The organism is Pseudomonas avellanae BPIC 631, assembly GCF_000444135.1.
GTDB lineage: Bacteria > Pseudomonadota > Gammaproteobacteria > Pseudomonadales > Pseudomonadaceae > Aquipseudomonas > Aquipseudomonas avellanae.
This window is the reverse complement of sequence record NZ_ATDK01000562.1, coordinates 1-14,096: the sequence shown is the minus strand read 5'-3', so window position 1 is coordinate 14,096 and position 14,096 is coordinate 1. Positions and strand designations below refer to the sequence as shown.

The 14,096-nt window shown below is 59.3% G+C and carries 13 protein-coding genes; 10 read left to right on the top strand and 3 right to left on the bottom strand.

What is annotated here, in order from left to right:
• Positions 1 to 8 precede the first annotated feature (8 nt).
• From DW49_RS0125270 to ppx, 4 genes are all read left to right on the top strand, one after another.
• Positions 9 to 674: an amino acid ABC transporter permease gene (locus DW49_RS0125270; protein WP_005621402.1), complete on the top strand. Its 666-nt coding sequence runs from the start codon at positions 9 to 11 to the stop codon at positions 672 to 674.
• Positions 671 to 1,321: an amino acid ABC transporter permease gene (locus DW49_RS0125265; protein ID WP_032617726.1), complete on the top strand. Its 651-nt coding sequence runs from the start codon at positions 671 to 673 to the stop codon at positions 1,319 to 1,321. The genes DW49_RS0125270 and DW49_RS0125265 overlap by 4 nt, the downstream gene beginning before the upstream one ends.
• Positions 1,308 to 2,042, top strand: coding sequence for an amino acid ABC transporter ATP-binding protein (locus tag DW49_RS0125260; RefSeq protein WP_003380043.1), 735 nt, complete (start codon positions 1,308 to 1,310; stop codon positions 2,040 to 2,042). The genes DW49_RS0125265 and DW49_RS0125260 overlap by 14 nt, the downstream gene beginning before the upstream one ends.
• A 237-nt stretch (positions 2,043 to 2,279) precedes the next feature.
• Positions 2,280 to 3,782, top strand: coding sequence for an exopolyphosphatase (gene ppx, locus DW49_RS0125255; RefSeq protein ID WP_005621407.1), 1,503 nt, complete (start codon positions 2,280 to 2,282; stop codon positions 3,780 to 3,782).
• On the opposite strand, the gene ppk1 is transcribed toward ppx, so the two are convergent.
• Both ppk1 and hemB read right to left on the bottom strand, forming a co-directional pair.
• Complete coding sequence (gene ppk1 / locus DW49_RS0125250) at positions 3,769 to 5,979, bottom strand: polyphosphate kinase 1 (RefSeq protein WP_005621409.1); 2,211 nt, start codon at positions 5,977 to 5,979, stop codon at positions 3,769 to 3,771. The two genes, ppx and ppk1, sit on opposite strands and share 14 nt — an antisense overlap.
• Before the next feature lie 16 nt (positions 5,980 to 5,995).
• Complete coding sequence (hemB, locus tag DW49_RS0125245; protein ID WP_005621410.1) at positions 5,996 to 7,006, bottom strand: porphobilinogen synthase; 1,011 nt, start codon at positions 7,004 to 7,006, stop codon at positions 5,996 to 5,998.
• A 231-nt stretch (positions 7,007 to 7,237) separates the two neighbouring features.
• Between hemB and DW49_RS0125240 the strand changes: the two genes are divergently transcribed.
• The 5 genes from DW49_RS0125240 to DW49_RS0125220 all read left to right on the top strand — a co-directional run bounded on the left by DW49_RS0125240 (position 7,238) and on the right by DW49_RS0125220 (position 12,532).
• Positions 7,238 to 7,900, top strand: coding sequence for a DedA family protein (locus DW49_RS0125240; protein ID WP_024420004.1), 663 nt, complete (start codon positions 7,238 to 7,240; stop codon positions 7,898 to 7,900).
• 208 nt (positions 7,901 to 8,108) lie between these two features.
• Entirely contained in the window at positions 8,109 to 8,777 is a 669-nt protein-coding gene (gene elbB / locus DW49_RS0125235) for an isoprenoid biosynthesis glyoxalase ElbB (protein WP_005621414.1), read from the top strand.
• 113 nt (positions 8,778 to 8,890) lie between these two features.
• A complete protein-coding gene (locus tag DW49_RS0125230) occupies positions 8,891 to 9,949 on the top strand; it encodes a PA0069 family radical SAM protein (RefSeq protein WP_005621416.1) in 1,059 nt (352 codons plus the stop codon).
• A gap of 206 nt (positions 9,950 to 10,155) precedes the next feature.
• The gene (locus DW49_RS0125225) at positions 10,156 to 10,896 is read left to right on the top strand and encodes a carbonic anhydrase (protein WP_003380033.1); all 741 of its coding nucleotides are present in this window, start codon (positions 10,156 to 10,158) and stop codon (positions 10,894 to 10,896) included.
• 103 nt (positions 10,897 to 10,999) lie between these two features.
• The gene (locus tag DW49_RS0125220) at positions 11,000 to 12,532 is read left to right on the top strand and encodes a SulP family inorganic anion transporter (RefSeq protein ID WP_005621419.1); all 1,533 of its coding nucleotides are present in this window, start codon (positions 11,000 to 11,002) and stop codon (positions 12,530 to 12,532) included.
• Positions 12,533 to 12,640: 108 nt separating this feature from the next.
• Here the strand turns inward: DW49_RS0125220 and DW49_RS0125215 are convergent, their stop codons facing one another.
• Positions 12,641 to 13,291, bottom strand: a complete 651-nt coding sequence (locus DW49_RS0125215) for a hypothetical protein (RefSeq protein WP_005621421.1) — start codon at positions 13,289 to 13,291, stop codon at positions 12,641 to 12,643.
• A gap of 302 nt (positions 13,292 to 13,593) precedes the next feature.
• Here DW49_RS0125215 and DW49_RS0125210 point away from each other — a divergent pair, with 302 nt between their 5' ends.
• Entirely contained in the window at positions 13,594 to 14,082 is a 489-nt protein-coding gene (locus DW49_RS0125210) for a cytochrome c oxidase assembly protein (protein ID WP_005621423.1), read from the top strand.
• Positions 14,083 to 14,096 lie beyond the last annotated feature (14 nt).

The window sequence follows — 14,096 nt, the reverse complement described above, 5'->3', positions numbered from 1 at the left end:
ATTCACCAATGGCTTATCACTTCGACTTTACACCGGTCCTGCAGAACATTGATGTGCTGTTGCGCGGGGCTTTGTTCACGCTGGAACTGACTGCCATTGGCACCCTGCTGGGTGTCAGCCTCGGTATTGTCGGCGCCGTCGTCAGGGCCTGGAAAATCCAGCCCTTCGCGACGATCTTCGCGATTTACGTCGAGCTGATCCGCAATACGCCGTTTCTGGTTCAGCTGTTCTTCATTTTCTTCGGTCTGCCGTCGCTGGGCGTGCAGATCTCGGAATGGCAGGCGGCCGTGCTGGCGATGGTGATCAACCTGGGCGCCTACTCGACAGAAATCATTCGGGCAGGCATTCAGGCGATTCCCAAAGGGCAGCTTGAAGCGTCGGCAGCGCTGGCGATGAATCGCTACGAAGCCTTTCGCTACGTGGTGCTGGTTCCGGCGCTGGGCAAGGTCTGGCCGGCGCTGAGCAGCCAGATCATCATCGTCATGCTGGGCTCGGCGGTCTGCTCGCAGATTGCCACTAAAGAACTGAGCTTCTTTGCCAACTTCATTCAGTCGCGCAACTTCCGCTCGTTCGAAACCTACATTGTGACCACGCTGATCTACCTGGCGATGGCGCTGTTGATCCGCCAGTTGCTGGCCTGGATCGGGCGTCGCTACATTTCGAGGAGCAGCTGATGGATTTCACTCTCTGGGACATCCTGCGCAACCTGCTGATCGGCCTGCAATGGACCCTCGCCCTGTCGCTGGTGGCCTTTATCGGCGGCGGTTTGATCGGCTTGCTGGTGATGGTCATGCGCACGTCGGAAAAATCCGGCCCGCGCGTGGTCGCCAAGCTTTATATAGAACTGTTTCAGGGCACACCGCTGCTGATGCAGCTGTTTCTGGTGTTCTTCGGGGTCGCCCTGATGGGCATGGACATTTCGCCCTGGGCCGCTGCAGCCCTGGCGCTGACGCTGTTCACCAGCGCCTACCTCGCCGAGATCTGGCGCGGCTGCGTGGAGTCGATCTCCAAGGGCCAGTGGGAAGCTTCGGCCAGTCTTGCGATGACGCCGCTGGAACAGATGCGCTACGTGATCCTGCCTCAAGCGCTGCGCATCGCGGTTGCGCCGACGGTCGGCTTCTCCGTACAGGTGGTCAAAGGCACTGCAGTAACTTCGATTATCGGTTTCACCGAACTGACCAAGACCGGCAGCATGCTGGCCAACGCCACGTTCGAACCTTTCATGGTCTATGGCTTCGTTGCCCTGGGCTATTTCATCCTCTGCTACCCCTTGTCGCTGTGCGCGCGCCATCTGGAAAGGAGACTGCATGCCTCTGCTTAGAATTTCCGCCCTGCATAAATACTATGGCGATCATCACGTCCTCAAGGGCATCGATCTTTCGGTCGAGGAAGGCCAGGTGGTGGCGATCATCGGTCGCAGCGGCTCGGGCAAAAGCACCCTGTTGCGCACGCTCAACGGGCTGGAGTCGATCAACGACGGCGTGATTGAAGTCGATGGCGAATACCTGGATGCGGCACGCGCCGATCTGCGCACCCTGCGCCAGAAAGTCGGCATGGTGTTTCAGCAGTTCAATCTGTTCCCGCACCTGAGCGTTGGCGAGAACGTGATGCTTGCGCCGCAGGTCGTGCAGAAGGTGCCAAAAGCAGAAGCCGCGAAACTGGCGAGAGCGATGCTGGAGCGTGTCGGGCTGGGCGAGAAGTTCGATGCTTACCCGGATCGCCTGTCTGGCGGGCAACAGCAACGTGTAGCGATCGCCCGAGCGCTGGCCATGTCGCCCAAGGTGTTGCTGTGCGACGAGATCACCTCGGCGCTGGACCCGGAGCTGGTCAACGAAGTGCTCAGCGTCGTGCGCCAACTGGCGGCCGACGGCATGACCCTGATCATGGTCACCCACGAAATGCGCTTCGCCCGTGAAGTGGGCGACAAACTGGTGTTCATGCATCAGGGCAAGGTGCATGAAGTCGGCGACCCGAAAGTACTGTTCGCCAACCCGAAAACCCCGGAACTGGCGAATTTCATCGGGACAACGGAACAGGCGTGACCCGCAGCACCGTCAACACCGGACGCGGAGCGTCCAGAACGGCATGCGACGCGGAGCGTCGCACGATACTGTGGGAGCGACCGGGGCGGCAGTGACAGAACTATCACATCAATCGGATAGCCATGCGCCATGTCACGAGAGTAATACCGGGTATTTCCCGGACCTGAACAGCTTCGCGTTGGCGGCAGGCATGGATCGTGGCACGATGGTGCGGTTATCGAACGGGACCTCCTGAACATGCCGCACTCCAAACCCAAGAATCTTTCACTGATCGCCGCTATCGACCTGGGCTCCAACAGCTTTCATATGGTTGTGGCTAAAGCCAATCAGGGCGAAATTCGCATTCTTGAGCGCCTCGGCGAAAAGGTGCAGTTGGCAGCGGGTATCGATGAAGAGCGTCAACTGACCGAAGAATCCATGCAGCGCGGTCTTGACTGCCTGAAACGCTTTGCGCAGTTGATCAACGGCCTGCCGCCCGGCGCCGTGCGTATTGTGGGCACCAATGCCCTGCGCGAAGCGCGCAACCGCAACGACTTCATTCATCGCGCCGAAGAAATTCTCGGCCATCCGGTAGAAGTGATTTCCGGCCGCGAAGAAGCACGCCTCATTTATCTGGGCGTCTCCCACACGCTGGCCGACACCCCCGGCAAGCGCCTGGTTGCCGACATTGGCGGCGGCAGCACCGAATTCATCATCGGCCAGCGCTTCGAGCCGCTGCTGCGTGAAAGCCTGCAGATGGGCTGCGTGAGTTTTACTCAGCGCTACTTCCGCGACGGCAAGGTGACACCCGCTCGTTACGCCCAGGCCTACACCGCTGCGCGCCTCGAAATCATGAGCATCGAACACGCGCTGCATCGCCTCAAGTGGGATGAAGCCATCGGTTCGTCCGGCACCATTCGCGCCATCGGCCTGGCGCTGAAAGCCAACGGCTATGGCGCAGGCGAGGTCAATGCCGAAGGGCTGGCATGGCTCAAACGCAAGCTGTTCAAGATGGGCGACGTCGAGAAAATCGACTTCGACGGCATCAAACCCGACCGCCGCGCCATCTTCCCGGCTGGTCTGGCGATTCTGGAAGCGATCTTCGATGCGCTGGAACTCAAGCGCATGGATCACTGCGAAGGCGCCCTGCGTGAAGGCGTGCTGTACGACCTGATGGGCCGTCATCACCATGAAGACGTGCGTGAGCGCACCCTCAGCTCGCTGATGGAGCGTTATCACGTCGATCTGGAACAGGCCGCGCGCGTAGAAGCCAAGGCGCTGCATGCGCTGGAGCAGGTTGCCGAGAGCTGGGAGTTGCAGCACGAGAGCTACGCCGAACTGCTGAGCTGGGCGGCCAAGGTGCATGAAGTCGGGCTGGACATCGCCCACTATCATTACCACAAGCACGGCGCGTATCTGATCGAGCACTCGGACCTGGCCGGTTTTTCACGCGAAGACCAGCAAATGCTCGCGCTGCTGGTGCGCGGTCATCGCCGTAACATTCCCAAGGACAAGTTCGCCGAGTTCGGCGCTGAAGGCATCAAGCTGATTCGCCTGTGCGTGCTGTTGCGCTTTGCGATTCTGTTCCACCACATTCGCGGCACCCAAGAGATGCCACGGGTGACCTTGCGTGCCGACGGCCCGAACCTGGACGCCGAGTTCCCGCAGGGCTGGCTGGAAAACAACCAACTGACTCAGGCCGACTTCGCGCTGGAAGCGGAGTGGCTGACCCGAGTCGGCATCGTCTTCAGCGTACGCTGAGAACCGGGTTGCTCAGGCGCTCCAGCAGGGTCGCCTGGGCGCTTCGGGCGTTCTGATTGCCGGTCGGCGTGCTGCGCACGTAACGCCCGTCTGACTGCAACAGCCAGCTGTGGGTGTTGTCGGTCAGGTAGCTTTCCAGCTCCTTCTTCACGCGCAGAATCAACTTCTTGCCTTCCACCGGGAAGCAGGTCTCGACACGCTTGTCGAGGTTGCGCTCCATCCAGTCGGCACTCGACAGGAACATCTGCTCGTCGCCGCCGTTGAGGAAGTAGAACACCCGCGTGTGCTCCAGGAAGCGGCCGATGATCGAGCGCACATGAATGTTGTGCGAGACCCCGGCAATACCCGGACGCAGGCAGCACATGCCGCGCACTACCAGATCGATACGCACACCGGACTGGCTAGCCTTGTACAGCGCGCGGATGATCTTCGGATCGGTCAGCGAGTTGAACTTGGCGATGATGTGCGCAGACTTGCCGTCGAGCGCGAACTGCGTTTCGCGGGCAATCATGTCGAGCATGCCCTTCTTCAGCGTGAACGGCGCATGCAGCAGTTTTTTCATGCGCAGCGTCTTGCCCATGCCGATCAACTGGCTGAACAGTTTGCCGACGTCTTCGCACAGCGCGTCGTCAGAGGTCAGCAGGCTGTAGTCGGTGTAAAGACGTGCGTTGCCGGCGTGATAGTTACCCGTCCCAAGGTGCGCATAACGCACGATCTCGCCTGCCTCGCGCCGCAGGATTAGCATCATCTTGGCGTGGGTCTTGAAGCCGACCACACCATAGATCACCACCGCGCCCGCGGCTTGCAGACGGCTGGCCAGTTGCAGGTTGGACTCTTCGTCGAACCGGGCACGCAACTCGATCACCGCAGTGACTTCCTTGCCGTTTCGGGCGGCATCAACCAGCGCGTCGACGATTTCCGAGTTCGCGCCACTGCGGTACAGCGTCTGGCGCACCGCCAGTACGTGCGGGTCCTTGGCAGCCTGACGCAACAGGTCGACCACCGGCGTGAACGACTCGAAAGGGTGCAGCAGCAGAATGTCCTGCTTGCTGATCACACTGAAAACGTTTTCGCTGTTCTGCAGCAGCTTGGGAATCGCTGGCGTGAACGGCGGGTATTGCAGCTCCGGATGACTGTCCAGACCGGTAATGCTGAACAGGCGCGTCAGGTTGACCGGGCCGTTGACCTGATACAGCTCGGACTCGTGCAGGTTGAACTGCTTGAGCAGGTAGTCCGACAGGTGTTTAGGGCAGGTATCGGCCACTTCCAGACGTACCGCGTCGCCATAACGACGCGAGAACAGTTCGCCACGCAGCGCGCGCGCCAGGTCTTCCACGTCTTCCGAGTCCAGCGCCAGGTCGGCGTTTCGGGTCAGGCGGAACTGGTAACAGCCCTTGACCTTCATGCCCTGGAACAGATCGTCGGCGTGGGCGTGGATCATCGACGACAGGAACACGAAGTTGTCGCCCGGGCCACACACATCTTCCGGCACCTTGATGACACGCGGCAGCAGACGCGGGGCCGGAATGATCGCAAGGCCCGAATCGCGACCGAAGGCATCGATACCTTCCAGCTCGACGATGAAGTTCAGGCTCTTGTTGACCAGCAGCGGGAACGGGTGCGTCGGGTCCAGACCGATCGGGGTGATGATCGGCGCGATCTCGTCACGGAAATAGCGACGCACCCAGGCCTTGAGCTTGGCCGTCCAGTGACGGCGGCGGATGAAGCGGACCTGATGCTTTTCAAGCTCAGGCAGCAGAATGTCGTTGAGGATCGCGTATTGCCGATCGACATGACCATGCACCAGCTCGCTGATCCTGGCCAGTGCCTGATGCGGCTGCAAGCCGTCGGCCCCTGCCTGCTCGCGGGCAAACGTGATCTGCTTCTTGAGGCCTGCAACACGAATCTCGAAGAACTCATCGAGGTTGCTGGAAAAGATCAGCAGAAACTTCAGCCGCTCCAGCAACGGGTAGGACTCATCGAGCGCCTGTTCCAGTACCCGGATGTTGAACTGCAATTGCGACAGTTCGCGGTGGATATACAGGCTGCTGTCGTCCAGGTTCGGAGCGACGATGGCGGGCAACGAAGCGGCAGGCGCCTCGATGGCCGGGATTACTTCGATATCAGGCTCGACCACCGGTGCAGCCTCCTGGACATCGACTTCAACAGCGGCTTCGATGAGTGCTTCGGTATTCATGAATGTTCCTGTGAGGCTATTGCCCCTTCAACAGTTGAGCAGCGCGGACGGCGAAATAGGTAAGAATGCCGTCGGCACCGGCGCGTTTGAAGGCAGTGAGGGATTCGAGAATCACCCCTTCACTCAGCCAACCATTCTGGATTGCTGCCATGTGCATCGCGTATTCACCGCTGACCTGATAGACAAAGGTCGGCACCTTGAACTCGTCCTTGACCCTGTGCAGGATGTCCAGATAAGGCATGCCTGGCTTGACCATCACCATGTCGGCGCCTTCGGCAAGGTCGGCGGCCACTTCGTGCAGCGCCTCGTTGCTGTTGGCCGGGTCCATCTGGTAGGACGCCTTGTTGGCCTTGCCCAGGTTCAATGAAGAACCCACGGCATCGCGGAACGGGCCGTAGTAGGCACTGGCGTACTTGGCCGAGTAGGCCATGATCCGCACGTTGACATGCCCGGCCAGCTCCAGAGACTCACGGATGGCCTGAATGCGGCCATCCATCATGTCCGACGGCGCGATCACCTGAGCGCCCGCATCGGCATGCGACAACGCCTGTTTTACCAGCGCGTCGACAGTAATGTCGTTCTGTACGTAGCCTTCTTCGTCGAGAATGCCGTCCTGACCGTGCGTAGTGAACGGGTCCAGCGCCACGTCAGTAATGACGCCCAGCTCCGGGAAGCGGTCACGCAAGGCGCGGGTGGCGCGCTGGGCAATGCCATCCGGGTTCCAGGCTTCGGCACCGTCCAGAGATTTTTTCTCCGGCGGGGTCACCGGGAAAAGCGCCAGCGCAGGAATACCCAGCGCAACCCAGCTTTCAGCTTCCTTGAGCAGCAGATCGACGCTCAGGCGCTCGACGCCTGGCATCGATGCGATGGTTTCACGACGGTTTTCGCCATCGAGTACAAATACGGGAAGAATCAGATCATCAACGGTAACGACGTTCTCACGCACCAGTCGACGGGAAAAGTCGTCGCGGCGATTACGGCGCAGACGAGTGAGAGGAAACAGGCGGTTGGCGGGGGTAAAGCTCACGGCGAGACTCCTGAGCCCGCTTACGCGGGCAAGCGCGACAGTTATAAGCCGCCATTATGACCAATGTGTGACAGTCATGGTTCGACCTGCGACTGCACGTCGCGGTCACAACATTTACGTGGATGTAACCATTGTGGTTGTAAGAATCTTTAACGTCGAGACACATATCGACACTTTCATCATTGCGTTGGGCGCGTTAGGCTGCGCGTTCATTTCGCCAGCATCCAGACAATGCTCCAGAATTTCTTGAACGAATTCGGCTACTTTGCCCTTTTCCTCGGCACCTTCTTTGAAGGCGAGACCATTCTGGTTCTTGCCGGATTTCTGGCGTTCCGCGGATACATGGACCTCAATATCGTCATCCTCGTCGCGTTCTGTGGCAGTTATGCGGGTGACCAATTGTGGTATTTCATGGGGCGCAAACACGGCCGCAAGCTACTGGCACGCAAGCCTCGCTGGCAACTCATGGGCGACAAGGCACTCAGGCTGGTGCGCAAACACCCCGACATCTGGGTGCTGAGCTTCCGCTTCGTGTACGGCCTGCGAACGGTCATGCCCGTGGCCATCGGCCTGTCCGGCTACCCACCCGCCCGTTATCTGGTGCTGAACGGTATCGGCGCAGCAGTCTGGGCGGCGGCGCTGGGCTCGGCGGCTTACCACTTCGGCGCGATTCTCGAAGGCTTGCTGGGCAACGTGAAGAAATACGAGCTCTGGGTATTGGGCACGCTGATACTGCTTGGCCTTGGCCTGTGGATCCGCAGACGCTTCAAGAACGCTCGCATTGCCCGTGAAGCGCGCGCAGAAAAGGACCGTTTCTGTGCATCGGCGGCCGCGTCCGACCTGGATATGCCTGCAGCAGTACCCGTCGATCTGACGAAAAAAACCGACGAGTAAAGCGCTACTGTCTATTCCCGAGTGCAGGCCCACAGGCCTCACTCGGCGGCAGCGCCCAGCCGCTGTCTGACCTCGCTGCCCCCTTGCGCATCTGCCCACCTGAATATCGCCAATGCCGTGCCGACTGAACACTCGGCCGGTAAAACGATCAATGCATAGACCAATAAAGACACGTTTCAGGTAGCTCACGCACCAAGGAGCCGAATCGATGCAGAAAAAAGTGGCTGTTATCCTCTCGGGATGCGGCGTCTACGATGGCGCAGAAATTCATGAAAGCGTATTGACCCTGCTGCGCCTGGATCAACGTGGCGCGCAGGTCCAGTGCTTCGCGCCGGATATCGCTCAGCACCATGTGATCAATCACCTGACGGGCGAAGAAATGCCCGAATCGCGCAATGTGCTGATCGAATCGGCGCGCATTGCCCGTGGCGAAGTGAAAGACATTCGCGAGGCCAACGCCGACGATTTCGACGCACTGATCATCCCCGGCGGCTTCGGCTCGGCAAAAAACCTCTCGGACCTCGCTCTTGAAGGGCATGCCTGCCAAGTAGAAGCCGGGCTGCTGGAGCTGGCCGAGGCGTTCGCCGAAGCCGGCAAACCGGTCGGGCTGATCTGCATCACTCCGGCACTGGCCGCCAAGATCTATGGCCCAGGCGTCATCTGCACCATCGGCAACGATCCTGAAACAGCGGCTGCCATCACCAAAATGGGCGGCAGCCATGCGCAATGCGCTGTCGATGACATTGTCGAAGACCCAGCACGCAAACTGGTCAGCACGCCCGCCTACATGGTCGCCAAAAGCATTGGCGAGGCCGCATCAGGCATCAACAAGCTGGTTGACCGGGTACTGGAACTGACTCACGAGGGCGATGCCTGAACGGGCCGCACGCACGCCGCTCGTCAGCCGAGCGGTGTTTCACCGATCTGATTGGGCGACACACCAAGGCACATGCTTTACTGTACGGATAAACAGTATCCGAGTAATGCCAGATGTCCAGCCCGTCCCCGGTTCGTGGTCGCGGTACCGCCAGCAATCCGCATAATCGTTTTGCGCCCAGCCAGTCTGTGGCCGAGGATGACGGCTGGTATCAGGAAGTCCCGCTGACGCAGGGCACCACCGTCACGCTGGAAACCGCCAAAAGCATCATCACCCGCAACACCTCGCCGGACATTCCTTTCGACCGGTCAATTAACCCTTATCGGGGCTGTGAACATGGCTGCATCTATTGCTTCGCCAGACCCAGCCACGCCTATTGGGACATGTCGCCGGGGCTCGATTTCGAGACCAGACTGATCGCCAAAACCAACGCGGCGACGCTGCTGGAGCAACAGCTCTCCAAGCCAGGCTACCGCTGCGCGCCTATCACCCTGGGGGCCAATACCGACCCGTATCAGCCTATCGAACGTGAACACCGCATCACTCGCGCCACGCTTGAGGTATTGCTGCGCTATCGTCATCCGGTGAGCATCATTACCAAAGGCTCGCTGATCCTGCGGGATCTGGATCTGCTGGCGGAAATGGCGAAATTGCGTCTGGTATCGGTATTCATCAGCCTGACGACGCTGGATGACGAGCTCAAATGCATTCTCGAGCCCAGGGCCGCAGCGCCCAAGGCCCGTTTGCGGGCCATTCGGGTATTGCGTCAGGCGGGCGTGCCGGTCGGTGTGCTGTGCGCGCCAATGATCCCGATGATCAACGACCACGAACTGGAAGCGCTGTTGAGTGAGGCAAAGGACGCGGGTGCGTTGAGCGCCAGTTACGTGATGCTGCGCTTGCCGCGGGAAGTCGCGCCGCTGTTCGACGAATGGTTGAAGGCGCATTACCCGCAGCGCGCCGACCATGTGATGAGCCTTGTTCGCCAAAGTCGCGGCGGCGCACTGTACGACAGTCGTTTTGGCTCGAGGATGCGTGGCGAAGGAGCTTTTGCCGATCTGCTGGCGCAACGCTATGCCTTGGCAATCAGACGGCTCGGATTGAACAAACGTGACGGCTTCACACTCGATTGTGATGCGTTTTGTCCGCCCGGAGAACAAATGTCACTCTTGTAACGAACTTGGTACCATCGTGCAAACCCGCGTCCCAGAGCCATCGCATTCAGTTTCGCTTAAGCTTGGGCGATTAGTCTGTAATTCGGAGTGACAGCAGCGATAGCGCTCAAAGGATTTTTTCGTGATGCCCGTTACAGGTGATCACATCCGGCTCTGGTCAAACAGACATGAAGAATCGACATCAATCCGTCAGAGAGGATGAAGACATGAGAGACACTGATAAACAGCATTCGGCTACGTCGTCCAGCACATCCAGCCACGCGGACAGCGCCGACGTAGCGTTGAAACATATCGTCGATGGCTTTGTTCATTTTCGTAAAGAAGTCTTCCCTCAGCAGGAAGAACTGTTCAAGAAACTGGCGACTGCGCAGTCGCCACGGGCCATGTTCATTACCTGCGCTGACTCGCGCATCGTGCCCGAATTGATCACTCAAAGCTCGCCAGGCGACCTTTTTGTGACGCGTAACGTCGGTAACGTCGTGCCACCGTATGGCCAGATGAACGGCGGCGTGTCCACTGCTCTGGAATATGCAGTGGTCGCCTTGGGCGTGCAGCACATCATTGTTTGCGGGCACTCCGACTGCGGCGCAATGCGTGCCGTGCTCAACCCTTCAAGCCTGGACAAGATGCCGACGGTAAAAGCCTGGCTGCGTCATGCCGAAGTAGCCCGCACAGTGGTCGAGCAAAACTGCAATTGCAGCGGCGAGCTGGAAACCATGCAGGTCCTGACCCAGGAAAACGTGATTTCCCAGCTGCATCACCTGCGCACCCACCCATCGGTCGCAGCGAAGATGGCCAGTGGTCAGTTGTTCATCCACGGCTGGGTCTACAGCATCGAAACCAGCGAAATTCTGGCCTACGACGCAGAGCGTGACACCTTCGTGCCGCTCGATGGCACCGGCCCGACGCCGATGGCTTCCCCGAAAGCACGCTTTTCAGCTGACTGATATCAGTCACTACTGACGGCAAGCACCTTGTTTTAGCGGGTGGCGGCTACGCATGATGCGAGCCGCCCGCCTTGCTTCGTCTGAAAAATCCCGGAGAAGCGCCATGGGTATTAAAGAATTGAAATCCGCTTTACCGCGTGAGCTGCTGGCTTCCGTGGTCGTGTTCCTGGTTGCACTGCCGCTGTGCATGGGGATCGCGATTGCATCCGGCATGCCGCCGGCCAAAGGTCTGATCACCGGCATCATTGGTGGCTTGGTGGTCGGCTGGATAGCCGGTTCGCCACTGCAGGTCAGTGGTCCGGCTGCGGGCCTGGCTGTGTTGGTCTTTGAAGTGGTGCGTGAGCATGGCATGGCGATGCTCGGGCCGATCCTGCTGCTGGCAGGCTTGCTTCAGTTGCTGGCGGGTCGATTCAAGCTTGGCTGCTGGTTCCGGGTAACCGCACCTGCGGTGGTCTACGGCATGCTCGCCGGCATCGGCGTGCTGATCGTCCTGTCACAGGCGCACGTCATGTTCGACAGCGGGCCTAAACCTTCCGGGCTGGATAACCTGATCGGCTTCCCCGCCACACTGGTTCAGGCCATCGGGCCAGGCACCGGCATGCAAGCCGGTATGCTCGGTCTGGGCACCATGCTGATCATGTGGGGCTGGGAGAAACTGCGCCCACAATCCTTGCGCTTCGTGCCCGGCGCGCTGCTGGGTGTCGGTATTGCCACCGGTATCAGCCTGTTCATGGCCTTGCAGGTCAAGCGCGTTGAAGTGCCCGATAACCTGGCCGATGCCATCGACTGGCTGCGCCCTGCGGACCTGATGAACCTGGCGGACCCGGCGATTCTGGTTGCCGCCATTGTCGTCGCCTTCATTGCCAGTGCCGAAACGCTGCTTTCTGCCTCGGCGGTGGACCGCATGCACAGCGGCGAACGTTCGGACTTCGACAAGGAACTGAGCGCTCAAGGCGTGGGTAATATGCTCTGCGGACTGCTGGGTGCGTTGCCGATGACTGGCGTGATCGTGCGCAGCTCGGCCAACGTTCAGGCCGGTGCCAAGACTCGTTACTCGACCATACTCCACGGTACGTGGCTGCTGGCGTTCGTCTTGCTGCTGTCGAGCGTATTGCAAAGCATCCCGGTCGCAAGCCTTGCAGGCGTATTGGTCTACACCGGTCTGAAACTGGTCGATCTGAAAGCGTTTCGCGGTCTGGGCCGCTATGGCCGGATGCCGATGTTCACCTATGCGGCAACCGCCGTGGCGATCGTCTTTACCGACCTGTTGACAGGTGTGCTGGTCGGTTTCGGCCTGACGCTGGTCAAACTGGCCTTCAAGGCATCGCGCCTGAAGATCAATGTGGTACCGCTGGCGGGCGAAAAAGAGTGTGAGCTGCGTCTGGTGGGCGCTGCGACCTTCCTCAAGGTGCCAGCGCTGACTCAGGCATTGGCCACTATCCCGCAAGGCAGCACCGTGCATGTGCCGTTGGGCAACCTGTCTTACATCGATCACTCGTGTCTGGAACTGCTGGAAGAGTGGGGCCGCTCCAACGCGGCTCACGGAACCCGGCTGCTCATTGAGCCGCGTGGCTTGAAGCGTCGTCTTGAAGGGCGGGTCTACACGACCACAGGGATTGGTTCAGGCGCAACCTGATCGTCGCAACACAGGGTAATCGAAGGAGCCGGATGGGTCTTCGCGTAGCAGCGGAGCGATATCCGGCTCCTTCCGTTGCGGGCGAAGACAATGACGCGGGCGTCTGAATCAGATGACGGAGCGTTCCAGCTCCAGGCCGATACCCAATTGACGTGACAGGCTTGGCCAGCGCTTCCAGGCTGCACCGGTTTCAGGGCTGCTCAGTTTCTCGCGATAGGCTTCGACCGAGTCCAGCGCAAAGCTATCGTCGTCGAGAAGCTGATCGACCGCATGATGCACCGCTTCGTCCAGCTCGTTGGCAAATTGCTCGCCGATCAACTGGTGGGCGATCACGCTGGCAACCGTGGTATTGGACGGTATCAGCGGCTGACCGAAATGCTTGATGTACAGATCATTCACTTCTTCCACCAGCCGGTGCGCCAGGTAAGCCTCATCCAGCAGGCTTTCCAGCCCCTCGTGCCCGGCCATGACCGGCGGCGGCGCGGCAAAAAAGTGCTCGGCGATTTTCAGCACCGGTTTTATCTGCCCTTCGATCCCGGCTTCCACCGCAACCTCGTGAGCAACGTCCAGCAGGTCGGGCACCAGATCAATATAAGCGGTTACGAAACGCGCCAGCACTTCTCTCGCATCGACATCCGGCAAGTGGATGGCGGGGTGAAGATGGGGCAGCTTTTGTTCCAACTGTTGCAACAGGTGGCCGGTCTTGGCCTCATGTTGATGGGCTCGTTGTATCTGCTCGCGCAATGCGGCGGTGTTCATGGCAGTTGGAACTCCTGAGGGCGTTACGCCCTGTGCTGCAGTTAGGGAAGATCATACGTTAGCTCGGTTAACTAAATGCCTAAGACACTTTTGTCATAACCGGTGCACATTTATATACATTGGCTATATCAACGGGGTTTTTGCCTTTTTTTGATCACTTGGTCAAAAAACAATCATTGCTCGCGTGCACCGAAGTGCTTGAACATCGACGCGCCGGGCACCTTGTCTTTGCAATAAGCGGACTACTCTGAAGGTGACCGCCCTCTTCCCGACACATTGCCCAACGCAAAAGTGAGCCATTCATGACTCAGCGCATCACCTCTGAACGGCTCGTCTTCCGCCTGCTTCTGCTGGTGGCGATCATGTGTGCGTGTGGATTTGCGCTGACACCGATTTATCACTCGCTGCGTGACGTTACGGACGAACAGCCGATCGATACGGCGCGTCAGATCGAGGTGCAGTTCACGTCGTCCAATTCTGCCGGCATGGTCTGGACGTTCTATCCCCGCGCAGGCCGCATGTATGTGCATCCGGGCGCGGTCAACGAAATGATCTTCGTGGCCCAAAACCCTACAGAAAAACCGATGAAGGCCCAGGCCGTACCGGGCATTACTCCTGGAAAGGCAGCGCCCTGGTTTCACAAGACCGAATGCTTTTGCTTCACTCAACAGACGTTACAGCCGGGCGAACGCATCGAAATGCCGGTGCGCTTCATCGTGGATAGGGATTTGCCTGACGATGTGAAGCATCTGACCCTGGCGTATACGCTGTTTGACGTCACCGCGCCCTAGGAGGGTGTAGACAA

What these genes read in the sequence shown, in the direction of transcription:
- DW49_RS0125240 (WP_024420004.1), top strand. Translation starts at nt 7,238, where the DNA reads ATGCTCCAGAATTTCTTGAACGAATTCGGCTACTTTGCCCTTTTCCTC.
- DW49_RS0125215 (WP_005621421.1), bottom strand. Translation starts at nt 13,291, where the DNA reads ATGAACACCGCCGCATTGCGCGAGCAGATACAACGAGCCCATCAACAT.
- DW49_RS0125270 (WP_005621402.1), top strand. Translation starts at nt 9, where the DNA reads ATGGCTTATCACTTCGACTTTACACCGGTCCTGCAGAACATTGATGTG.
- DW49_RS0125225 (WP_003380033.1), top strand. Translation starts at nt 10,156, where the DNA reads ATGAGAGACACTGATAAACAGCATTCGGCTACGTCGTCCAGCACATCC.
- DW49_RS0125230 (WP_005621416.1), top strand. Translation starts at nt 8,891, where the DNA reads ATGTCCAGCCCGTCCCCGGTTCGTGGTCGCGGTACCGCCAGCAATCCG.
- ppk1 (WP_005621409.1), bottom strand. Translation starts at nt 5,979, where the DNA reads ATGAATACCGAAGCACTCATCGAAGCCGCTGTTGAAGTCGATGTCCAG.
- DW49_RS0125260 (WP_003380043.1), top strand. Translation starts at nt 1,308, where the DNA reads ATGCCTCTGCTTAGAATTTCCGCCCTGCATAAATACTATGGCGATCAT.
- DW49_RS0125210 (WP_005621423.1), top strand. Translation starts at nt 13,594, where the DNA reads ATGACTCAGCGCATCACCTCTGAACGGCTCGTCTTCCGCCTGCTTCTG.
- ppx (WP_005621407.1), top strand. Translation starts at nt 2,280, where the DNA reads ATGCCGCACTCCAAACCCAAGAATCTTTCACTGATCGCCGCTATCGAC.
- elbB (WP_005621414.1), top strand. Translation starts at nt 8,109, where the DNA reads ATGCAGAAAAAAGTGGCTGTTATCCTCTCGGGATGCGGCGTCTACGAT.
- DW49_RS0125220 (WP_005621419.1), top strand. Translation starts at nt 11,000, where the DNA reads ATGGGTATTAAAGAATTGAAATCCGCTTTACCGCGTGAGCTGCTGGCT.